This window comes from Acidithiobacillus sp. HP-2 (genome assembly GCF_015100155.1).
In the GTDB taxonomy this organism is placed as follows: Bacteria; Pseudomonadota; Gammaproteobacteria; order Acidithiobacillales; family Acidithiobacillaceae; genus Acidithiobacillus.
Map to the genome: position 1 here is coordinate 57,519 of NZ_JACKZA010000010.1, position 20,836 is coordinate 78,354.

General features: G+C 54.0%; 19 protein-coding genes and 2 pseudogenes. 12 read left to right on the forward strand and 9 right to left on the reverse strand.

The annotated features are described in order from the left end of the window. Positions 1–2: 2 nt before the first annotated feature. Positions 3–2,129: pseudogene (locus tag H7F11_RS09430) on the forward strand (efflux RND transporter permease subunit); the annotation flags it as partial. Positions 2,130–2,151: 22 nt separating this feature from the next. Further along, on the forward strand, positions 2,152–2,709 hold the full coding sequence (locus H7F11_RS09435; RefSeq protein WP_193651496.1) for a hypothetical protein: 558 nt from the start codon (positions 2,152–2,154) through the stop codon (positions 2,707–2,709). Between the two features lie 73 nt (positions 2,710–2,782). On the opposite strand, the pseudogene H7F11_RS09440 reads toward H7F11_RS09435, so the two are convergent. Further along, positions 2,783–3,142, reverse strand: a pseudogene (locus H7F11_RS09440) (ISKra4 family transposase); the annotation flags it as partial. 84 nt (positions 3,143–3,226) lie between these two features. Between H7F11_RS09440 and H7F11_RS09445 the strand changes: the two are divergent. Beyond that, the gene (locus H7F11_RS09445) at positions 3,227–3,913 is read left to right on the forward strand and encodes an MBL fold metallo-hydrolase (protein ID WP_193651495.1); all 687 of its coding nucleotides are present in this window, start codon (positions 3,227–3,229) and stop codon (positions 3,911–3,913) included. 224 nt (positions 3,914–4,137) lie between these two features. Here H7F11_RS09445 and H7F11_RS16745 read toward each other — a convergent pair whose 3' ends face one another. The 5 genes from H7F11_RS16745 to H7F11_RS09470 all read right to left on the reverse strand — a co-directional run bounded on the left by H7F11_RS16745 (position 4,138) and on the right by H7F11_RS09470 (position 7,118). Beyond that, positions 4,138–4,320 (reverse strand): hypothetical protein, encoded by a 183-nt coding sequence (locus H7F11_RS16745; protein WP_227485389.1) that lies wholly within the window; start codon positions 4,318–4,320, stop codon positions 4,138–4,140. Positions 4,321–4,362: 42 nt separating this feature from the next. Next, positions 4,363–5,034: an aquaporin gene (locus H7F11_RS09455; protein ID WP_227486612.1), complete on the reverse strand. Its 672-nt coding sequence runs from the start codon at positions 5,032–5,034 to the stop codon at positions 4,363–4,365. A 63-nt stretch (positions 5,035–5,097) separates the two neighbouring features. Then, entirely contained in the window at positions 5,098–5,997 is a 900-nt protein-coding gene (locus tag H7F11_RS09460) for a hypothetical protein (RefSeq protein WP_193651493.1), read from the reverse strand. Positions 5,998–6,026: 29 nt separating this feature from the next. After that, complete coding sequence (locus H7F11_RS09465; protein ID WP_193651492.1) at positions 6,027–6,401, reverse strand: carboxymuconolactone decarboxylase family protein; 375 nt, start codon at positions 6,399–6,401, stop codon at positions 6,027–6,029. Between the two features lie 156 nt (positions 6,402–6,557). After that, the gene (locus tag H7F11_RS09470; RefSeq protein WP_227485390.1) at positions 6,558–7,118 is read right to left on the reverse strand and encodes a sigma-70 family RNA polymerase sigma factor; all 561 of its coding nucleotides are present in this window, start codon (positions 7,116–7,118) and stop codon (positions 6,558–6,560) included. Positions 7,119–7,576: 458 nt separating this feature from the next. Between H7F11_RS09470 and H7F11_RS09475 the strand changes: the two genes are divergently transcribed. The 6 genes from H7F11_RS09475 to H7F11_RS09500 all read left to right on the forward strand — a co-directional run bounded on the left by H7F11_RS09475 (position 7,577) and on the right by H7F11_RS09500 (position 12,602). Beyond that, the gene (locus H7F11_RS09475) at positions 7,577–8,014 is read left to right on the forward strand and encodes a PadR family transcriptional regulator (RefSeq protein ID WP_193651491.1); all 438 of its coding nucleotides are present in this window, start codon (positions 7,577–7,579) and stop codon (positions 8,012–8,014) included. A gap of 33 nt (positions 8,015–8,047) precedes the next feature. Further along, positions 8,048–8,821, forward strand: coding sequence for a DUF2202 domain-containing protein (locus H7F11_RS09480; RefSeq protein WP_193651490.1), 774 nt, complete (start codon positions 8,048–8,050; stop codon positions 8,819–8,821). A gap of 146 nt (positions 8,822–8,967) precedes the next feature. Beyond that, positions 8,968–9,624: a LysR family transcriptional regulator gene (locus H7F11_RS09485; protein ID WP_227485391.1), complete on the forward strand. Its 657-nt coding sequence runs from the start codon at positions 8,968–8,970 to the stop codon at positions 9,622–9,624. Positions 9,625–9,817: 193 nt separating this feature from the next. After that, the gene (locus H7F11_RS09490; protein WP_193651489.1) at positions 9,818–10,612 is read left to right on the forward strand and encodes an MBL fold metallo-hydrolase; all 795 of its coding nucleotides are present in this window, start codon (positions 9,818–9,820) and stop codon (positions 10,610–10,612) included. An 11-nt stretch (positions 10,613–10,623) separates the two neighbouring features. Beyond that, the gene (locus H7F11_RS09495; protein ID WP_193651488.1) at positions 10,624–10,986 is read left to right on the forward strand and encodes a roadblock/LC7 domain-containing protein; all 363 of its coding nucleotides are present in this window, start codon (positions 10,624–10,626) and stop codon (positions 10,984–10,986) included. A 293-nt stretch (positions 10,987–11,279) separates the two neighbouring features. Beyond that, the gene (locus H7F11_RS09500) at positions 11,280–12,602 is read left to right on the forward strand and encodes a TolC family outer membrane protein (protein ID WP_193658121.1); all 1,323 of its coding nucleotides are present in this window, start codon (positions 11,280–11,282) and stop codon (positions 12,600–12,602) included. Between the two features lie 94 nt (positions 12,603–12,696). Here the strand turns inward: H7F11_RS09500 and H7F11_RS09505 are convergent, their stop codons facing one another. From H7F11_RS09505 to H7F11_RS09515, 3 genes are read right to left on the reverse strand one after another with little or no spacing between them, the layout of a single operon-like run. Further along, positions 12,697–14,085 carry an MFS transporter gene (locus H7F11_RS09505; protein WP_193651047.1) on the reverse strand — a complete coding sequence of 463 codons (1,389 nt, stop codon included), beginning with the start codon at positions 14,083–14,085 and terminating at the stop codon, positions 12,697–12,699. A gap of 17 nt (positions 14,086–14,102) precedes the next feature. Further along, positions 14,103–15,518, reverse strand: coding sequence for a chloride channel protein (locus H7F11_RS09510; protein ID WP_193651046.1), 1,416 nt, complete (start codon positions 15,516–15,518; stop codon positions 14,103–14,105). Positions 15,519–15,534: 16 nt separating this feature from the next. Then, a complete protein-coding gene (locus H7F11_RS09515; RefSeq protein WP_193651045.1) occupies positions 15,535–17,385 on the reverse strand; it encodes a chloride channel protein in 1,851 nt (616 codons plus the stop codon). A gap of 92 nt (positions 17,386–17,477) precedes the next feature. Here H7F11_RS09515 and H7F11_RS09520 point away from each other — a divergent pair, with 92 nt between their 5' ends. The 3 genes from H7F11_RS09520 to hemG are packed head-to-tail and all read left to right on the forward strand — an operon-like array spanning position 17,478 to position 20,819. Then, the gene (locus H7F11_RS09520; protein WP_193651044.1) at positions 17,478–18,395 is read left to right on the forward strand and encodes a LysR family transcriptional regulator; all 918 of its coding nucleotides are present in this window, start codon (positions 17,478–17,480) and stop codon (positions 18,393–18,395) included. Positions 18,396–18,444: 49 nt separating this feature from the next. Further along, positions 18,445–19,485: an AI-2E family transporter gene (locus tag H7F11_RS09525; RefSeq protein WP_010637933.1), complete on the forward strand. Its 1,041-nt coding sequence runs from the start codon at positions 18,445–18,447 to the stop codon at positions 19,483–19,485. A 5-nt stretch (positions 19,486–19,490) separates the two neighbouring features. Then, a complete protein-coding gene (hemG, locus tag H7F11_RS09530; RefSeq protein WP_193651043.1) occupies positions 19,491–20,819 on the forward strand; it encodes a protoporphyrinogen oxidase in 1,329 nt (442 codons plus the stop codon). Positions 20,820–20,836: the final 17 nt, after the last annotated feature.

The following is a 20,836-nucleotide window of genomic DNA, read 5'->3' on the forward strand; positions in this document are numbered from 1 at the left end:
AGCTCATTCAACGCAGCATTCAGACGCTCAGTGGCAAACTGCTGGAAGAGTGTGTCGCCGTCCTGCTCGTGACTTTGCTGTTTTTATTACGGATCCGTTCGGCGCTGGTGGTCCTGATTGCATTGCCGATCGGTATACTTGGCGCCTTTATCGTGATGTATGCTCTCGATATACCGGCGAATATCATGTCTCTTGGGGGAATCGCCATTGCGATTGGCATTATGGTCGATGCGCCCGTGGTAATGATCGAGAACATGCATAAACATATGGAGAAAGGAGAAGCCCTCAATCCTTGGCAGACTGCCGGGATAGCGGCGATGGAAGTTGGCCCCGCGCTGTTTTTTTCCTTACTGATTATCGCGGTTTCCTTTCTGCCCATCTTTGCGCTGAGTGGACAGGAAGGTAAATTGTTTGCGCCGCTCGCTTTTACCAAAACCTTTGCAATTGCCGCCGCCGCCATTCTCGCTATCACCCTGGTGCCCGTCCTGATGGCCTGGTTTATTCGGGGGAAGATTCCCGTTGAACGAAAGAATCCTTTAAACCGGGTGTTGGCGAGGTGGTATCGTCCTGTCATACACGGCGTATTGCAAGCCCCTTGGATGGTCGTTATCGGGGCCGTACTGGTGGCTGCGACGCTCGTTTATCCCTGGCAAAGACTGGGTACCCAGCTCATGCCGCCCCTGGATGAAGGGACGCTGCTGTATATGCCCGTTGCCCAGAATCCTGCCATTTCTTACGGTGAATCTGCGGCGCTTTTGCAGTTGACGGATCGCATTATCAAAACCTTTCCAGAAGTGAAAACCGTTTTTGGAGAAGCGGGACGGGCGCAGACCGCCACCGATCAGTCACCCATTTCCATGTTTGATACCGTGGTCACCCTTAAACAGCCCGATCATTGGCCCGCCCACATCAGCATGAACAAACTGCGTGACCAGCTGAATCAGGCCTTGCAGATTCCCGGTCTGAGTAATAACTGGACACAACCCATCAAGGGGCGGGTGGACATGTTGACGACCGGACTGCAAACCCCTCTCGGCCTCAAGATTACGGGACAGAATTTGGCTACCTTGAGTCTTCTGGGGCAGAAAGTCCAAGCAGCGCTCCAAAAAGTGTCCGGTACCCAGACCGCCTATGCCGCCAGAGTAACCGGCGGACGTTATATCGTCGTCCATACGGATCGGGCCGCCGCCGCCCGCTATGGCATTTCAGTGGCCGACGTGAACCGGCTGGTGGAAACGGCTATCGGCGGTAAAGTTCTGACTACGGCCGTAGAGGGTGTGCAACGTTTTCCGGTGGATTTGCGCTATCCTCGCGATCGTCGGCAATCACTTTCAGCGCTGATGGACAGTCGTGTGGCAGCGCCCAATGGTGCGCAGATTCCCCTCGCACAGTTGGCGCGGGTAGACATGGTCAATGGGCCAGCCATGCTCACCAGTGATGATAGCCAACTGAACAGTTGGGTCACCATTGATCTGAAACCGGGGACGAGTATTGGCACTTATGTGGCCAGGGCGAAACGGATGCTCGCGCATCAGGTCCATCTGCCACCGGGATATACCATAAACTGGGTCGGCGAATATCAGAGTATGCATCGCGCCAATCAGCGTTTGCAGATTGTCGTGCCGATGGTTTTGTTACTGATTGCCTTACTGCTCTATCTCAATTTTCGTAATGTGGTCGAGGTGGCTATTGTCCTGGTCACTTTGCCATTCTCTCTGGTAGGTGGCCTCTGGCTGGTTTATGTACTTCATTACAAGCTCTCGGTAGCGGTGGTCGTGGGTTTTATTGCCCTCGCCGGTGTGGCCGTCGAATTTGGGGTAGTTATGCTCCTTTATCTGGACCAGGCCCTGCAGCGTCGGCGGGCCCGCGATGCCTTGCAAAACTGGCACGATCTGCAGCTGGCGATCATGGAGGGAAGTATGCTCCGTCTGCGTCCGCTGGCCATGACGTTTACCCTGGTCGTTGTGGGCCTGCTGCCCATCATGCTCAGTGAGGGCACAGGGGCCGATATGATGAAACGGATTGCCGCACCTATCATCGGCGGCATGTTGAGCGCAACGCTGTTGGCCTTGCTCGTTATCCCTGCGCTGTACGCCTTATGGCAACGGCGTCGTTTAAGATCGCAGTAATACTCAGAAAAGGAGAAATGTCATGAACAGAAGGCAGTTGTTGAAGTCGATATTATCGGCACTGGCTATAGCAGGTTATGTGCAGGCAGACCGGGCTAGTGCCTCGGGTATGGGCAGTATGATGGGAAACATGATGGGGGGTGATTCGCCTGACCACGAAGGCATGCGTGCCATGATGTCACCGGAGAATCGTGGACCCATGCGTACCGGGATGGAATTGTTCCAAGTGCATGCAGAGGTGCATCGCAAAGTGACTTTTCTGCCTAATGGGATACACGCGGTCACGATTTCGGCCGTGCCACATACGGTTGCTTTACTCCAGGCGCATGTGACCCGGATGTATCAGCGCCTGGCGGAAGACCAACCTTTCCCCTATCCGGCCAGTCGAAGCGTTCCCGTCATGTTCGCTCATCCAACGCTATACCAGCGAAAACTGGACTACCTTAAGGATGGTGTGGCGGTGACAGAAACGTCGTCAGATCCGGAAATGATCCGTGTGATTCATGCCCACGCGCGTGAAATTACGCGCTTTGTCAAAGAGGGCATGCCTGCGATGATGCGGGGAATGATGTCCTCATGAGACGCAGGGATGCGGACTCAATTTTTGGGGCATCCATACATGGAGGGTGAACCATTCCGAGGGCTGAAGCCACTTATGCTGCATCCTTTGGCGTCGCCTGCTCATCCGTGCTCATCCCAGGGAACCAGCGGATGAAAGTTTTTCGTAGGTCATCGTTCAGGACCTGCACTCTTGTTTGCAGCAACAGATGCGCACCGCGTTGGGTCCAGCGCATCTGCTGCTTTTTCACGAAGCGTTTACTGACCACATAGTTCACCGTGGATTCGACAAAGGACGTGGAAATTACTTCGTCATGCCGGTAGTGGTCGCCGTAGTTGGGGATAAACGCCTGGTTGGCATCAATATAGGTGCGAAATTCCCGTACCACCTTGCGCATTTTCTTCTTGTTCGCCGGATTCGCCTCCAGCCTCTCCAGATCGTCTTCTAAATGATTTTTCTCAATGCGACCCTAGCCTGGCTGTGACACGCTAGGCCATATTCGGAATTCACTGCAGCCTCCGGGTAAAGGGATAACGTCATGTATTTTCGACAACTGTTTCATATCGAGAGCAGTACCTACACCTACATTCTCGCGGATAGTACCTGGCGCGATGCCGTGGTCATCGATGCTGTGGCCGAGGGCAGTGCCGAAGTTTTGCAGATTTTGCATAATGAAGGCCTGCACCTGACTCATATTCTGGAAACCCATTTGCACGCCGATCATATCAGCGCTGCCCACAAACTCCGCGAGCAGACGGACGCACAGGTAGTCCTCAGTGTCCGAGCTCAAGCCGACTGTGCCGACATTGCGGTGGATGACGGCGATTTCCTGGTCTTGGGAGACGATGTCATTCGCGTAGTCGCTACCCCTGGGCATACTCCTGAGTCTCTGAGTTTTCGCTGGCATGACCGGGTTTTTACCGGCGACGCTCTGCTTATTGGCGGCTGTGGGCGCACTGACTTCCAGGGCGGCGATGCCGGTACCTTATACGACAGCATTACCACAAAACTTTTCACCTTACCTGACGAGACGTTGGTTTATCCCGGTCACGACTATCGTGGTCGCCGGGTGATCTGTATTGGCGAGGAAAAACAGAGCAACCCGCGCCTCGCCAACAAATCGCGAGAGGAATTCATCGCTATCATGGCCGCACTCAATCTGCCGCTTCCGAAATTGATCGATGTCTCCGTCCCGGCTAATCGTCTTTGTGGTGCCAAACCTTGATGTAGCCCAGATATTCTGACACTGGAGATTGTGATTTTAGGACCAATCAGCACTATCCATAATCATGAAGATATTTTGTCTGGGATAATGTCAGGCCACTCTATTACGTGAAACCTGTATACCTTTGCTGCCTACTCCGGGCAACATCAGAGAACTCGTGCGTCCGTTCTGTGGGGTGACCACATGGGCGGAGGCTGTGTTGGAAGATCAGCATCACATTTACTTCAGGACGCATGTTTTTGCGCCCGGCTATTGCTGGGTTTCTTATGATCTTTTGCCATTCTTGCGGGTTTTGAAGGGTAGCAGGCCACAAACGCGGTGTAAAACACCGTGCTGCGCTCCAGATCAGCAACGCGCAGGCTCATGTGGAATTCATGGGCGGCAGGAAATGCAAGTGAGGAAGTCATGTTGGTCTTTCCAGAGATCGGTGAAGTCGGTGGGCGCAGCGATCAGGATTCGCGCGGCGGTTTGTCCAGGCCCAGCCAGGTGCCGTAGAACAGGCGCGGCAGGATGAGCAAGGCCAACAGTGCGCCGACGATCTGCGCTGCAATGAAGCCGGGCGCGCTGGCCGGGGCGATGCCGGCAAAGGTGTCGGTGAGAGTGCGGGCCAAGGTCACTGCCGGGTTAGCAAAGCTGGTGGATGAGGTGAACCAGTAGGCCCCGGCAATCCAGGCGGCCACCAGCACCGGCACTTGTCCGGGCATCTGGCGTTTGCCGCCGAGGATGGTCAGGATGAGGCCGAATGTGGCGATGACTTCGCCCAGCCACTGGCCGCTGCTGCCGCGCAGATGGGTTGAGACCTGCAGCACGGGCAGATTGAACATGGCATTGGCCAGCCACACTCCCGCTACGGCGCCCAGCAGTTGCGCCAGGATGTAGCCCAGTGCAAGCGATCCCCTGATTTCGCGCTTTAGCCAGAACACACCGGTCACGACCGGGTTGAAATGCGCACCCGAGCGCGGCCCGAAGACCGTGATCAGTACATACAGCGTGCAGGCTGTGGCGATGGCGTTGGCCAATAACGCCACGCCGGTGTTGGTCGGCGAGAGCTGCGCCGCCATGATGCCTGAGCCGACCACGGCGATAAGCAAGATGGCGGTGCCGAGAAACTCCGCCAGCATGGGGCGCCCCAGGCGCTCCCAGGCGCTCGGGGCGGAGTTGGTGGCAGCGGTGGGCACAGCCATTCAGTCAGCCAGCACGAGACGGCGGGTGAGGTAGAACGGCTCCACCGGCCCCACTACGGCTGCAGCCCCCACCGGCCCGGCAGCCTTGATGAAGCGCGGATCCAGATGGGAGTTTTCGTGATCCCATACAGACTGCCAGACGCCATGCATGATATAGGCACGCAAAGCGCCGTCGGGATGGGCATTGCGAAGAATTTCAGTGGTCAGCGCCTTACGGTAGAAACGATTGGTACTGGTTCCCGCCCGTCCAATTCCACTGGGATCATCCTGGGGCTCGAAAGTATTTTGTGCCACAGCCAGCAACGCCATCACTTTGGGTTCCCACCCGGCAAGATCGGCATCATTGATCATCACATGATTTTCCACGGTGACCGTGGCATTTTCAGTCTGATCAACGGGCGCGCGCAAAAAGCCTTCAATCTGCTCTGGCGTGGTATAAATGCCGTTACGGTCACCAGCACCCACGGTCTGATACACGGCGCGATAAGCCAGCAATTCCGGAGATTCAGGCTGTGGACCGGCATGCAATAAAGGCTTCAGGTCTCTGGTAAAGGCCTCTTCAAGTTTGGCATCTGCAGCCGTGGCGGCATCCACAAAGCGGATGAAAAGGCTATAAAAATAAGGCTGGACATTTTTTTCAACACCATCGAGATAGGCTGTTGCCAATATCCCTTTGAAACTTTCCGGATAATTTTTCACCATGGTGGAATCGCCGCTCATCTGCTTGAGGGCGACTTGGATAAATCCCGGCATCTTGCGTAAGTTTGATCCCAGGGCGTCAATGGCCACCAGGAATGCTGCATGGTGTGCCGCTGTAACCCGCAGCTCGGCGTACAAGGTCACTGCGCCCTCAAGTCCCTGAAATGCTTCTTTGCTCCAGTATCTGGTCGATAAGTTCATGCTAAGACTCCTGTTTGGATGGCAAATAATTATTCAAGCCCGGTCAGAGCATCGAAAATCGGTTCGGCGTCACCAATCATTTTAGTTGCCATGGCAAAGCGTACAATGCGTACCGTCTCCAGAACCTTATCCTTGGGAATGCCTTGCAGGGCGATCTTGTCAGACATTGCCCGGACACAGGCTGGGCTGCTGCCCGCCAGTGCAGCTGCAAGGTAGACCAGAACGCGCGTCTGTTCATCAAGAGCGCCCTCCTGAGGCATGGCATACATGCGTGAGCGCATGTGCTCCTGAATCAGGCTTTCATCCACCACCGTGGATTTCTCGATAGCAGCCGGCACACGGCCCATGCCAGCACGCATTTTGGCCAATAATTCCTGGGCAGAGGGGTTCGTTGTGTTACTCATAATGCACTCTCCTTTTGACAAGTCGTTAAAACGTATGGGTCCTGTATAGGAAGACGGACCCGCCCTGAAAAGGATGCACATTTCTTACTGGAAGGAAGGTCCGACGATTCTAAGGGGTTTGGCCCAAGGCAGTGCCGCGACTTTGGCCCAGCCGGTTCAGGACGGCTTTTTGTGAGGGAGATGACAACAGACCTGCCCCGAATCTGCATCAAACCGTACTTCACAGGCGGTCAATAAAGCCGCACGCAAGCGCAACCGGGCACGCAATAACCGGGATTTGGCGGCAGCTAAACTGAGGCCATGTGATGCGGCATAGGCTTTTTGGGTCATCCCCTGCAATTCACAACAGGTGAGGATATCGCGGTCAGCCGCTTCGAGAAGGGTGAGTACATGTGGCAAACAGTCGGCCAGCGAATCCACGGCGAGAACTTCTGCAACCGGTTCTGCAAGTTCTTCTGGAAGATCAACATAGTCGCGCTGACTACGAAAATTGTCCGTCAGCACATGGCGGGCTACGGTGAATAACCAGGCTCGGGGCTCGCGCAATTCACAAAACCTGCGACCTTCATGCAGCGCTTTAAGAAACACCAGCTGCAAAAGGTCGGCAGACAAATCAGCATCTCCCAGACGGTGCCGTAGAAAACCGGATATTTCTGCCTGGTGCATTTTCCAGGCACGGGTGACGCAGGTTTCCGTAGGCTTCAGCGCATGATTCATGGACGCCATCATAAGTGCCTTAGTGTGGGTGTCACAAGGGAACAACCACAACACTAACACTAAGGTAATTTACGTGCCGCCTTGCCAATACTCTCGGTAGCCATCGGAGGCCGTGCAGCAACTCGCGGCAGGTCATAGATCTTCATTCCGCCAGCAATGGCTAAACCAACTTGCCCCATCGACTGTCTGCACCAAGGCTCGGATCTTGGCTCTCCTCATCGCTGATCCGACTCTACAATGAAATCCTGTTTGGAAGGTCCTCAATCCATAATTTCCTGACTCAAAAAAATCAGGTCAAAAAAAACCAAGTGATGATCTTGTATTTTTCACGGCATCCTATAAGATATATCCAAATTAGATATATCTAAAAGGCGGTTCCCATGAAACTATCCAATGACCCAGAGGGAAAATGTTCCGAGCCTTGCCACAGATCAGGGCAAGGCCGACGGAGATCCCGTATGCTTGATCCGGGCATGCTGCGTTACGTCGTCCTGCAGCATATTGCCCAGCATTCACGTCACGGATACGAATTGATCAAGCTGTTAGAGCAACAATCCGGGGGGATCTACAGTCCGAGTCCCGGGATGATTTATCCGATGCTCGCAATGCTCGAAGATCTCGGCCATGTTTCTGTAATTCTTGAGGGAAACAAGAAACTTTACGTCATCACTGAACAAGGGCAAGCGTTTCTTGAACAGAATCGCGCGATGGTCGTGGCCATCGAAGAACGGATCGCGACCCGATGCAGTGAAGACGCGCGACAGATACGCGAACATCTCCATTTATTGCGTGATGCCGTTAGCCAACGAATACAAGCCTCTCCTTTGGTACCGGAACAGTTCCAAAGGATCAAGAAGATTCTTGAAGAGGCACTCACAGAGATTCAGACCCTCTGAATCAGGTCTGTAGATGTTTAAAGGAGTAACATAATGAATATAAATAAAAAGTCTTGTTCACAGTTCGGCGATCAGCGTTCTGGTGAAAGCCGGATGAGGTCAAGCGGTTTTGGAAATGGCAGTCGTGGAAATGGTGGCCGTGGAAATGGTGGCCGAATGGATCAACGCGGGTTTAATGCGAGCACAAACACATCTACTGAGTCTGAATTCATGGAAAATGAACATGCGGAGCAGCGCGCAGCGCACCTTGCGCAAATTCGTGCCGATATTGCTGCTTCACCGCGTGGTCTATTGACGAGCGAAGAACGCTCCGACTTGCTGTTGATGCGAGAGGAGGAAAAAATTGCGCGGGACGTTTATATTCGCTTATACGAGCGCTGGGATATCCGTCCTTTCCAAAATATTACCGGTTCGGAACAAGTGCACATGGACGCGATGCTGGCTTTGCTTGAGCATTATGGGGAATCTGATCCGGTTCGAGGGTTGGCGGTAGGACAATTCTATCGTGCTGATTTGCAAGCATTGTATGAGGATCTGATTAATCAGGGACTACGCAGCGAGGCAGACGCCGTTCGCGTTGGGTTATTGATTGAAGAACTCGATATAGCCGACCTACAAAAAGTGGCCCGACGCACCAATAAACCGGAAATTCTTGCGGTCTATGCAGAATTAGAGCGGGGCTCACGCAATCACTTACGGGCCTTTTATCGGTGGAAACAAAAGCTTAGTATCGACTATGTTCCGCAGCATCTGTCTTCTGCTGAATTCGAACGTACAGGTCTGTCTGCACACGAAATGTGCCATTGAAAACAGAAGCAGTTGGTCGGTGATGGTCATCGCAGGGTGAACATCACCGATACGATGAGTCCATATAACTTGGCAGGTGCCAGCATCAAGATGATATAATCCGAAACTTATTGTTTTTTCGATTTGTGCTTGGCGTTACGTTATCCATGTCACTTGAACTCCGCCATCTTCGTTACTTCATCGCGGTGGCTGAAGAGCTGCATTTCAGCCGCGCTGCAGAGCGTTTGGGCATTTCCCAACCGCCCCTCAGTCATCAGATTCATACGCTTGAAGAAATGTTGGGAGCCCGGCTGTTCGTACGCACTAACCGCCGGGTAGCCCTCACCGATGCAGGGGAAGCTTTTCTTAAAGAGGCTCGTGCCATTCTGGTCCAGGTGGATCGCGCCGTGGACTATGTGCGTAGCGTCGAACGCGGAGAGAAAGGAGAGCTGAACATCGGTATGACCTGCTCAACCATGTTGGCTGAACAGGTCCCCAGAGCCATATTCCAGTTTCGAACACAATTTCCGTCCGTGCATCTGAATCTGGAAGAGTTAAACTCTCTCGAACAAATAGAGGCATTGATCCACGGAAAAATACAGGTAGGTATTATGCGGGTTCAGCATTTACCGGCAATGCTGCAATCCCATATGCTCTATGCGCACCCCATAAAGGCAGTCACATCAAGGTGTCCTGACGTATTCCTCTGTCCGCATGTGTGTTACCCTTTTCATGGGAGGTCGGCCCGGCCTTGCTCAATCGGCGGCAGACGCTCAAATAACCAGCCTTATGGACAAAACGCTTGGCAGGCCGAGGGCATTTAATGAAGATAAACCTCTATGCAGTGGGGATGGTCGTGTAATAAATAGCCGCACAATATAGACTTATGTCATCTTACCTGATGGTTACCAGGGAATGGTGCGCTTACACAACACCATGCAATAAATCGAAGCGATTAAACAGCAGTAATACAAACACCTATCAACGGAATCAAGCTAAACAAGGAGGAATCAGGCATTGAGCACGGTAATTTACGATAATGGTATCCATAAATGTATTGAATTCACCGATCTGGTAGAGGGTGAAGGTATTCAAGCCAATCAGTTTCTCATCGTCCATAACGGCGAAGGCATGCTTCTGGACCCCGGTGGTAACCTCACCTACAAGAATCTGCTGGCAGAGATGGCCAGCTATTTCCTGCCAGCGCGTCTGGATTATGTATTTGCCTCCCACGAGGACCCGGATATCGTCGCCTCTGCGAATGGATGGCTGCTGATTACCGACGCGAAGATTCTCATTGCCAACGAGTGGACCCGTTTTCTGCCGCACTTCTGCTCCAAAGGGATGACGGCGGGAAGGGTGATAGGCGTCCCGCCGCAAGGTATGGAAGTGAATCTGGCGGGGCAGGATCTTTTTATCATCCCAGCGCATTACATGCATTCTGTTGGCAATTTTCAGGTATATGATCCCCTCAGCAAGATTCTCTTTTCCGGAGATCTGGGGGCCAATCTGGTCAGCGGGCAGGATGCTGCCAAGGTGATTGAAGGCGCGGAAGCTTTCCAGGTGCATCGCGCTGCGTCTGGTATGGATGGCTTCCACCGTCGTTACATGGGCGGCCAGAAGGTCTGCAGACTTTGGACCCATATGGTCCGGGGAATGGATATTGACTGGATTGTGCCGCAGCACGGCGCCTCTTTTAAGGGAAAAGAGACGGTGAAGGCCTTTCTGGACTGGTTCGAAGCCCTGGAATCCGGGCCGGATCTGCTCAGTCAGGAGGACTTTCGATTTCCCATCCCTAACCCCACCCAATGAGGAGGTGTCCTGTGAATCTGGAGCAGTTTGAAGATCTGTATGCGCAACTGATCGCCCTTACCCCGGACATACAGGGCGTAGCGCTGATAACCAATGAGGGCACGGTGCTTTTTCAGACGGGCGAGACCGTTGCCGACGAAACCATTATTGGGGTTGCCGGTGCAGCGGTCATGCGTCTGGCTGAACACATCAGCGCGGGTCTTGCTGAATGCAATATGCAGGAAATCACCATTCGCTGTCATCGACATGCTGCCTTTTTTGCAGCAGCAGGGGCGGATACGCTTCTGATGCTGGTACTTCCAGCCGATACCGATACCCGACCATTGGTGGAAATGGTGGCAAACCTCACCAATGCATTACCCCATAACAAATAACAGTACTGGGGGCAGTAAGATTATGACTGACTATCAGGATATCCTGGCTATTTTGGGGCGTTGCATTTGGTATGGGATACAACAAATACCCACGGTTTATCGTTGCGACTTTGTGTGTCATCGGCCATGCCGGTTTCATCACGCCGGGTTTCAAATAGCTTTCTGCTTGGGGCAATGAGAGCTGCCGGCGCAATAAGTAACGCCCATGTTGTGTTGTTGCGCCGGATAATGGTTTGACGGAAATACGCAGATCCGCTATTTTAGCACCCACTTATCTTAATAAGGGCATAATAATGGGCCTTAGTCGCATTTTCTGGTCCTCCCTTGTGGTGACCTGGATTCTGGGTACATCCCCTGCCTGGGCAGAAAACCTGATTGACGCCTATCAGCAGGCCTACCATACCGACCCGGTACTGGCCCAGGCCCGCGCCGAACTGGCCGCACAAATGCAGGACAAGCCCCTGGCGCGTTCAGCCCTGCTGCCCCATGTGGGGGTTGGTGCAGCGGTGGGCTTCAATACCGCCGACATTACCGGCTTTGGCAATATCGACATTAATCGCGCCTATTTGTCCGACAGCTACAGCGTCAATATCACCCAATCCGTATTCAACGGCCAGGCCTGGACGGCGCTGAAACAGGCCGACTCACGGATTCAGGCCAGCGCTGCCGGCCTGACCTACACCGAACAGCAGCTCGCCCTGCAGGTCGCCAAGGCCTATTTCGGGGTGCTGGAAGCCCAGGCCCAGGAACGGGTGGCGCAAAAGCAGAAATCACTGCTGGAAAGCATTTACCGGCAAACCGAAGCCACCCTGAAAATAGGCACGGGAGACATTATCGCCGTGCGTGAGGCCCAAGCCCGGGTTGATGCCGCCGAAGCCGATCTCATCAAAGCCAGCAACGGGGTGGCGATCGCCGGGAAACAGTTACAGCGCCTGACGCATCATCCCATTGGCGTGCTGGAACCCTTGGGCCATTATCAGGCCCTGGGTCCACAGCCCGATGATATGCAGAGCTGGGTGCACAGTGCCGTTCAGGATCAGCCGCTGATGCATCAGGCCCAGGCCCAGCTCCATACGGCCCAGCAGGAAGTCCAATACCATCAGCGCGCCCGCTGGCCGGTAGTCAACCTGCAGGGCGTAGCCCAGCATGCCCTCGGGAATCCTTTTCCGGGGCTGGTCATGAATCAGGCCGGCGTCAGCCTGAACTTGTCCGTCCCCCTGTATGAAGGCGGCAACATTTCCGCCTCCGTGCAAAAAGCCCAGGCGCAAACCGTAGCCAGTGTGGATCATGTTGCCAATGTGCGCGATGACGTCACCCTGAACACCCAAACCGCCTTTCTCAATCTGAAAAACAGTGTAGCGCAGCTCAAGGCCGCCAAAGAAACCGTAGACTCTGCCAAGCTATCCCTGGAAGGAACGCGCAAGGGTTATGAAGTAGGTACCCGCTCCATCATTGACCTGCTGCACACCGCCACCGACTACGTGCGTGCCGAGCAGGACTATAACGTCGCTTTCTACAACCAGGTGATTGCCCGGGTGCAGCTCAAGGCGGCTTCCGGACAAATCAATATGGCGGATCTGCAGGCTATCAATGCCTTGTTGAAAAAAAGCGCTTAGTCCTAAAAACAGCTACGGCATTTTCAACTGAATGGAGAACTGCAACACTGAGCATCCGCATTTAACTTAACGGCCTTTGGTGGGTAGCCTTTGCTCAGGTACCCGCCAGCACGTCCATCACCGCCTGCTCGTCATACACTTTGCTGTCCACCTTGCAGTACACCGCGCCTTCATCCTTGAATACCGCCACCTCAGCAATACCCGGAAGCGCCAGCAAACGGGTAGTCAGATTACTCTGACGCTCCGCCGCTTCTGTCAAAGTGAATACCCGGGTCGCCAGGTAACGGGGCCTTTGCATGGTCAGGGCAACCACCAGCCAGATGGCATAAATAATGGCTACCGCCCAGAAAATATCGCTGTAATTACGCGCGCCCGGAATATACAGCAAACCACCCAGCAAGCCTCCACAAAAAGCACCCAAAAATTCGGACGTGGTATACACACCGGTTGCCGTACCTTTGGCACCGGGATGACAGAATTTAGCGACCAACGAAGGCAGGCTGGCTTCAAGCACATTGAAGCCCATGAAAAACAGGAAAAGCGCTACGGCAATCAGCCAGATATTATGGGCTGACAGCGCCATCAAAATGACCGAAACCAGTAAAATCGCAATGGCGATGATGAATACTTCCTTGAGCTTCCGTTTGGCTTCGCCCACGATAATCATCGGCAGCATGGCGACGAAAGAGAGCAGCATGACCGGCAAATACAGCATCCATTGATCATTCAGACTGAGCAGCGGATGCCGGGGATCAATCAGCACCAGCGGCAGCACCACGAATATGGCCGTGAGCCCGGTATGCAGGGAAAAAATGCCAAAATCCAGTCGCAACAAGCTGGGATCGCGCAACACATCGCCCAACATGGCCGGGCTCATTTCCGCATCGCGATGAAAGCGGGTGGGAACTGCCGGAATCACCAGGTAAAGAACGCCAATGGCGGCAAGGGACAAGACCGCAGTGAGCCAGAATATGCCACTGACCCCAATCCAGTGGGCAAGGGGCGCGGAAAGAATCAGGGAAATACTGAAACTGATGCCAATGGTAATGCCGATAATCGCCATGGCCTTGGTCCAGCGTTCTTCCCGAACCAGGTCGGCGGTCAGGGCAATAATGGCGGCTGCCACTGCGCCAGCCCCTTGCACAATGCGGCCAATCAACAACCATTCAATACTGGTCGCCGTAGCAGCAATGGCACTACCAATGGCAAATATCAGCAGCCCTATGGCAATGACCGGCTTGCGTCCCCATTTGTCAGAAAGTTTGCCGAAGGGAATCTGAAAAAAGGCCTGGGTCAGTCCATAGGCTCCCAGAGCAACACCTATTAACACCGGATGGTCCATGGCACCCCGTAAACCATGGGCATAAACAGAAAACACCGGGAGAACCAGAAAGAGTCCCAACAATCTCAGGCCAAATATTCCGGCCAGGGAAAATACGGCTCGGCGTTCCTTCTGATTGAGTGCGGCTTCAGGATTTTTCATGTACAGCTCCTTGCTGACTATTTATCGGACGATTTATCCGGGTGGATTTTTTCCTGGACAACATAATGATTTTCTGGAATATCAAGACCCTTTTTGAAGAGCGGGTAGGTATAAATACTCTGTTCCAGAAACACCCGGCGCAATGCAAAAGCCGTCAGTGAAGTGACCATGGCCGGGAGCAGAATATGATAATTATTCGTCAATTCCACCACCATGACCGGCGCACTGATCAGGGCTCCAGTACTTGCCCCAACCATCCCCGCCATTCCGCACATGGCAAATAGTGGAATACTGCCATGCCAACCCAGCAAGCCCTCTGCCAGATAACCAACGCCTGCACCCATGGCCGCCCCCATAAACAGGGAAGGCGAAAAAATCCCGCCAGAACCGCCCGTACCAATGGTCAGACTGGTGGCAACGCCTTTCAGAATCAACAGTAAAATCAGAAAGCCGAGCAGATGTAAGTGACCGGTCAAAATTTCCGAAATAGCAAAATAACTGCCACCAATCAGGTAATAATGGCCGGTAAACCAGAACATTCCATACAGGAGCAACCCCACCAGCAACATGGCACTCATGTGTCGCAAATAAGGATTGGGCAAGTAGTATTTGCTGGTCTGCCCTGTCCAGGTCAGCAACTGTATGAACAAAAAGCTCATCAAACCTGCCACAATGCCCAGCAGCGCAAAAGCCGGAAGCATCAGGCTCCCGGAAAGTGTCGGTGTGGGCACATAGGCGAGAATATGAAAATTGCCCAGACCGGTTTCCGTGATCCAGGTCGCGGAAACCGTTGCTACCAGCGTGGATAACACCGTCCAGGGGCGCCAGTCGGGCACAATGACTTCCATGGCAAAAAACCAGCCACCCAGAGGGGCATTAAAAACCGCTGCGATGCCCGCACCGACTCCGCAACCCACCAGATGAATACGGCGACTGTCGGACATGGGCAGCACATGGCCCATTAATGCGCCCATTGCCGCACCAAACTGCATGGCGGGTCCCTCGCGCCCCGCAGAACCTCCCGAACCCAGAGTCAGCGCCGTCGCCAGTGGCCGTAAAACGGCAATAATGGGGCGTATGCGTCCGCCATCCGTGTGCACCGACTCCATCACCTGACTGACGCCTGCACCTTCAACTTCCGTGGTGACCCGTTGCACCAGAATGGTGACCAGAAAGGCACCCAATACCGGCACCAGAATCACCCACGGTCCCCAACGTGCTGGTGTGGATGGCAAATGCTCGTTGTAATAAAAACTCCAGCTTCCCTGAAAAAACAGGTTGTGGAGCAGCGCTACCAGATAATGGAAAAGCAAAGCACCGCCACCGGCTAACAAGCCCACAAAGGCACCGAGAAGGATCAATCCGGGCCCTTCACCCACCGGAGAAAGCCGATCATGGAGAGTGCGGCGCAGGCTTGTCCATGTCTGTTTCATCGTACGGTACCCCGACTCATTGCGGGCCTCGCTCCGGTCGCAGCAGGACCTGAGGCAGAGAGGCATAACTGAGAATATCTTCCACGGTCACCACAGCCACCACATCCTCATGATGTTCGGGGGGATCCTTTTTGCAGAGCAGCGCCGTCTCGCAGGCACAGGCGCGCAGACGGGCGACCAGATCATAAAGCTGACTGTCATCACGCACCGCCACCCAGTCGGTACTGGCCAGATCACTCAAGGGCACCTGGCGGATTTCCCGACGCAGAATTTCTGCCACCCGATGCGCAGGAATGACCGCCAAAGGCATGGTCCCTTCAATGATCAGCACATGGGGCAACTCGCGACGATGCAGGAGTATTTTCTGTAAATCCTCCAATGTCCGGTCGCCGCGCAGGCGTACCATGGGCGTTTCGATGAGTTGCGCCGCAGGACGCATCAGGTAAAGATTGCTGTGCCGGGCTTCAGGAATAAAATGTCCCCGCCGGATCAGCTTGCGCGTGTAGATGCTCTCGCGGGTAAACAGTCTGCGCACACCAAAAGCCAAGCCCGATACCACAATCAACGGGATAATGATGTGGTAGTCGTTGGTCATCTCAAAAATCATGACGGCGCCAGTGACGGCGGCTCCGGTAGACGCCCCGACCATCCCTGCCATACCCAGTGCAGCGCCCACCGCCATACCCATCTGATAGTCCGGAATCCATTGACTCACCAGGGCTGCGAAAGCGCCCCCCATCACAGCACCCACGAACAGGGAAGGAGAAAAAACCCCGCCGGATCCTCCCGAACCCAAAGTGACCGAAAAGGAAAACACCTTCAATACCAACAACAGCAGCAGAAAGCCGGGATTCAGCAGGGTACTTTCCAGAACATTCTGGACCGTGGCATAACCCACGCCCTCCACATAATAATGTCCGGTGAAGCGTTGGATCAAATACATGGCCAGGCCTACCGCAGCCATTCCCGAAATTGCGCGCAGATAGGCGTTTTTGAACCATTTGTCGAGCAGATCTTCGGTCCAGTACAGGGCATTGGTGAACAGCAAACCCACGCCCCCTACCAACAACCCAAAAACCACATAGGCTACATAATCGGCAGCTGTTTCATGTGCTGTGCTGGCAATAATGCTGGCAGGAATCACAAAAGAAGGATGATTTCCCAGAAACAGGCGTGACACAAAGGTGGCGGTTCCGGTGGCAATCATGACCGGCACCAGAGTACGGGCACTGACTTCCACCAGCATCAATTCCACCGCAAACAGAATGCCGCCAACCGGCGTATTGAAAGTGGCCGCAATTCCGGCACCGGCACCGGCAGCAATCAGGCCCAGACGCTGCCACTCATGCAAGCGCAACCATTGCGACAGACTGGACCCAAAGGCTGCGCCCATCTGGATAATGGGCCCTTCCCGACCCACTGAGCCGCCACTCCCAATGGTAATGGCCGAAGCCAGCGCCTTGATCAGGACCACGGCAGGGCGAATCACCCCGCGCTTGTAGTAAATGGCATCCATCACCTCGGGCACGCCATGACCTTTGGCCTCGGGTGCAAAGTTGCGCACCAGCCAGACCACAATCAGACCACCGATAATGGGGGCCAAAATGATTCCAGCGCCCCAGATACTGGCATCGGAATGTTGCAGTGCATTAAAAGAAAAGGACCACTGACCAAAGAAAAACAGGTTGTGCATCAGGCCGATGAGACGCCGAAATGCCACCGCCCCCAGCCCGGCAATAATGCCGACAAAAAAGGCCAGCAACAGATGGAATAAAGGGTTGCGGCGCAGCCTGCCCTGCCATCCGCCTACTTCTCTTTCGATTACATGGGTCAAAACTTCAGGAGCAATTGGGGTATTTTCCGGCATTACCAACTCTTGGAAATGATTTTGTTTTGACGGTACGCTATCCTTGAAACTCAAACAAATCGATTTAGTTGAATATTGATTCGGATTAATTGATGAATATTAGCGCAGAACAATGGCTGACCCTCTTACTGCTCGCCGAAACCGGCAGTGTCAGCGAAGTCGCCTCCCGCCTGCATCGTGGTCAACCGGCGATTTCTGAACGTCTGCATAAAATATCGGAAGAAGTCGGCGAGCCCCTCTATATCCGGGAGGGGGGCAGCATCCGCCTGACGGAAGCCGGTCAGGTTCTGTTGCCCGATATCCGCCAGCTCCGGGACAAAATCAGCGACATAGAACGCCTGGTTGCCCGCCGCCAGTCCCTGCAGAGCGGCGATTTGCGCATTGCCTCGACCAGTCTGATTGCCAACCACCTCCTCCCGGCCTACCTGCAAAAGTTTCAGAGCAATCATCCAGATATCAATCTGCACATCAAAAGTGGCGTGACTTACTGGCAGGATATTCAGCTTTCCGAAATTGACATTCTTTTTTTTGAGGGGGATATGGATATTCCCAACCTCCCCGCCTACTACGAAAAACTGCCCTGGTGTGCGGATGAAATTATTGCCATCGTCCCCCATGACCATCCCCTGGCCATTCACGCGGAAGTTCCCATTCAGGATTTTCAGGTTTATCCAATCATCTGGCGGGAACCTTCCTCGGGTGTGCGCAAAATCATGGAAGGCGTTTTTAACGCCAGAGATATTCAGCCACAACGCTACGTGGAAGTAGCTGATGTGGAATCGGTGGGCGCCATGGTTCAAGCCGGACTCGGAGTAGGCTTCATCACCCGAACGGTTTTTGAAAAACGCCTGGATTGGGGACTTCATGGTATCCGCATAGCCGCCCCCAGTCCGGTCTGGAGAAGCTATATTGCCGTCCCCAAAAGTCTGCAAAGATCCCGAGTACTTTCCACCTTCATGGATATTCTCGGCATCGACAGGAACGCCCGTAGCCGAACCCTACACGACTGATATACTCTGCGAATTCGCGGCTTGATCCACACGGAGCATACGTCAATTCATGCAACGCTTTTTTTTCCTGGCCATTTTGATTTTGCTGGGCTGGTTGACGATTCGTCTGTCTCCCGTTCTTACCCCCTTTTTACTGGCAGCCATTCTCGCCTATCTGGGCAACCCTCTGGTGACTTATCTCCAGCGTCATCGCATTGGACGCAGTTGGGGCACCACATTGGTGTTTGTGATTGTCCTGCTGATTTTTGCGGGTAGCATCATGGCCCTGTTACCGGTCATCAAGCATCAATCCCTGCTTTTTGTGGAGTATCTGCAAAAATATGGAGGATTACTGCAAAGCCGTTTGATCCCGCAAATTGCCGCAGCAACGGGTATTCAACTGGATAGCGGCGCTGTTTCCCACTATGCCACCAGTAATGCCCAGAAACTGGCCACATGGCTGGGACATGGCGTACAAGTTGCGTTGAGCTCCGGGTCAGGGCTATTGACCAGCGCATTAAGCATCATTCTGGTGCCGGTTCTGGGTTTTTATTTATTACGGGACTGGCCGCGTTTGCTGGTCCGGATTGATCAGTGGATTCCGCAAAAGCATGCACCCTTAATACGTCTTTTGAGCCGGGATGCCGACACCATGCTGATGGCCTTTCTGCGTGGCCAACTGCTGGTCATGCTCGCCCTGGGTTGCAGTTATGCCATTGGTCTCAGCATTATCGGCCTTAAAACCGCCATTCTCATTGGTCTGATAGCTGGTATCCTGAGCTTTGTCCCTTATCTGGGTGTCATCAGCGGCGTCCTCATGGCCAGCCTCGCCATGTATGTGCAAACCGGTTCGCTACTTTCGGTTGCGTGGGTATTATTGGTATTTTTCATCGGTCAGATTCTGGAAAGCATGGTATTTACCCCTTATCTGGTAGGAGACCGCATCGGCCTGCATCCTGTGGCCGTGATATTTGCCGTGATGGCCGGGGGAGAGTTGTTCGGTTTTATCGGCCTCTTGCTCGCCCTCCCCGTCACTGCCGTATTAGTGGCATTATTACGGCATTTTCAAAGCTGGTATTTGCAAAGCCCTTACTATCTGGGCAAGGAATAAACCCCTTGGATAAAGTCATCATTATCGGTGGCGGCCTTTCCGGTCTCGCCAGTGCCTATTTTTTGCAGCAACAGGGCGTGCAGTCACGCCTGCTGGAAGCGGCACCCCAAGTGGGGGGCAATCTCCTGAGCATCAAAGAAAATGGTTTTCTGCGGGATGCAGGACCAAATTCGCTGATGATCAAAGGTCAGGTGGTTCCGGCACTGATTGAGTCACTCCAACTGCAACAGGAAATCGTCGAAGCCAACTCTCTGGCTAAGAGGCGCTATATACTCAATCGCAAGCGCCAACTGGTCCCGCTCGGACCGGGGGTACTATTCAGCGGAAAGTTACTCTCCCTGCAAGGTCGCTTGCGCCTCCTCAGCGAAGCTTTTCGCGGGCGAGGCAAGTCCTCAGCGGAAGAAAGCATCGCCGGATTTGTACGCCGCCGCCTGGGCCCGGAAGTACTTACCTGGCTGGTTGATCCTTTTGTTTCGGGAGTATTTGCCGGGGATCCGGAACGACTGGCGGTAGCCGCTACTTTTCCGCGCCTGGTCAAAATGGAAAAGGAACATGGTTCGCTATTCATGGCCGCAGTTGCTGGCCGGAAGAACCCCAAAAACACCAAGCCGCGTCTGATTTCCTTCCGTAATGGCCTGCAGGCCTTACCCCTGCGCATGGCGGAACGGCTGGAGGAACCCCTGCAGTGCAACACGCCGGTAGATCTACTGCAACAACACGAGGACGGAACCTGGGAAGTATTCAGTCAACAGCAAAGCTGGCGGAGTGAAAAAATCATTCTGGCCCTGCCTGCCCATAAAGCAGCGACCCTGCTGGCAACGCTGCAGCCAACCCTGGCGGCAGAACTGAAAGCCATCAGCTATCCAGCAGTCACTACGCTTTCTCTGGGATTCCCGCGCAGCAGCGTTGCGCATCCCCTGGATGGTTTCGGCATGCTGATTCCCCGTACAATGGGCCTGGAAACCCTGGGCGTCCTGTTCTCCTCCACGCTGTTTCCAGATCGCGCAGCTCCAGAGCAGGTGCTGATGACGGCCTTCATTGGCGGCAGCCAGAATCCTTTGCGGGGTCGCAGTGACAGCGACCTTCTCCAGACCGTTTTACACGAAATCCGGCCCATTTTGGGCATAGTAGGAGAACCCAGCTTCAGTCGCTGTCAAAACTGGCCGGAAGCCATCCCCCAATATGAATTAGGCCACCTGGCGCGCCTGGAACGCATCGCCAAAATGACCCGGCAGATTCCTGGATTGTATTTCCGCGCCAACTGGAGTGACGGTGTCGCCCTGGGTGATTGTATGGAAGCCGCCCAACAACTCAGCCAGAAGCTCGCACACTAGAGTTCCTTAGACTACCG

What these genes read in the sequence shown, in the direction of transcription:
- H7F11_RS09470 (WP_227485390.1), bottom strand. Translation starts at nt 7,118, where the DNA reads ATGAATCATGCGCTGAAGCCTACGGAAACCTGCGTCACCCGTGCCTGG.
- H7F11_RS09475 (WP_193651491.1), top strand. Translation starts at nt 7,577, where the DNA reads ATGCTTGATCCGGGCATGCTGCGTTACGTCGTCCTGCAGCATATTGCC.
- H7F11_RS09525 (WP_010637933.1), top strand. Translation starts at nt 18,445, where the DNA reads ATGCAACGCTTTTTTTTCCTGGCCATTTTGATTTTGCTGGGCTGGTTG.
- H7F11_RS09505 (WP_193651047.1), bottom strand. Translation starts at nt 14,085, where the DNA reads ATGAAAAATCCTGAAGCCGCACTCAATCAGAAGGAACGCCGAGCCGTA.
- H7F11_RS09435 (WP_193651496.1), top strand. Translation starts at nt 2,152, where the DNA reads ATGAACAGAAGGCAGTTGTTGAAGTCGATATTATCGGCACTGGCTATA.
- H7F11_RS09485 (WP_227485391.1), top strand. Translation starts at nt 8,968, where the DNA reads ATGTCACTTGAACTCCGCCATCTTCGTTACTTCATCGCGGTGGCTGAA.
- H7F11_RS09515 (WP_193651045.1), bottom strand. Translation starts at nt 17,385, where the DNA reads ATGCCGGAAAATACCCCAATTGCTCCTGAAGTTTTGACCCATGTAATC.
- H7F11_RS09445 (WP_193651495.1), top strand. Translation starts at nt 3,227, where the DNA reads ATGTATTTTCGACAACTGTTTCATATCGAGAGCAGTACCTACACCTAC.
- H7F11_RS16745 (WP_227485389.1), bottom strand. Translation starts at nt 4,320, where the DNA reads ATGACTTCCTCACTTGCATTTCCTGCCGCCCATGAATTCCACATGAGC.
- H7F11_RS09455 (WP_227486612.1), bottom strand. Translation starts at nt 5,034, where the DNA reads ATGCTGGCGGAGTTTCTCGGCACCGCCATCTTGCTTATCGCCGTGGTC.
- H7F11_RS09520 (WP_193651044.1), top strand. Translation starts at nt 17,478, where the DNA reads ATGAATATTAGCGCAGAACAATGGCTGACCCTCTTACTGCTCGCCGAA.
- H7F11_RS09510 (WP_193651046.1), bottom strand. Translation starts at nt 15,518, where the DNA reads ATGAAACAGACATGGACAAGCCTGCGCCGCACTCTCCATGATCGGCTT.
- H7F11_RS09460 (WP_193651493.1), bottom strand. Translation starts at nt 5,997, where the DNA reads ATGAACTTATCGACCAGATACTGGAGCAAAGAAGCATTTCAGGGACTT.
- H7F11_RS09500 (WP_193658121.1), top strand. Translation starts at nt 11,280, where the DNA reads ATGGGCCTTAGTCGCATTTTCTGGTCCTCCCTTGTGGTGACCTGGATT.
- H7F11_RS09465 (WP_193651492.1), bottom strand. Translation starts at nt 6,401, where the DNA reads ATGAGTAACACAACGAACCCCTCTGCCCAGGAATTATTGGCCAAAATG.
- H7F11_RS09480 (WP_193651490.1), top strand. Translation starts at nt 8,048, where the DNA reads ATGAATATAAATAAAAAGTCTTGTTCACAGTTCGGCGATCAGCGTTCT.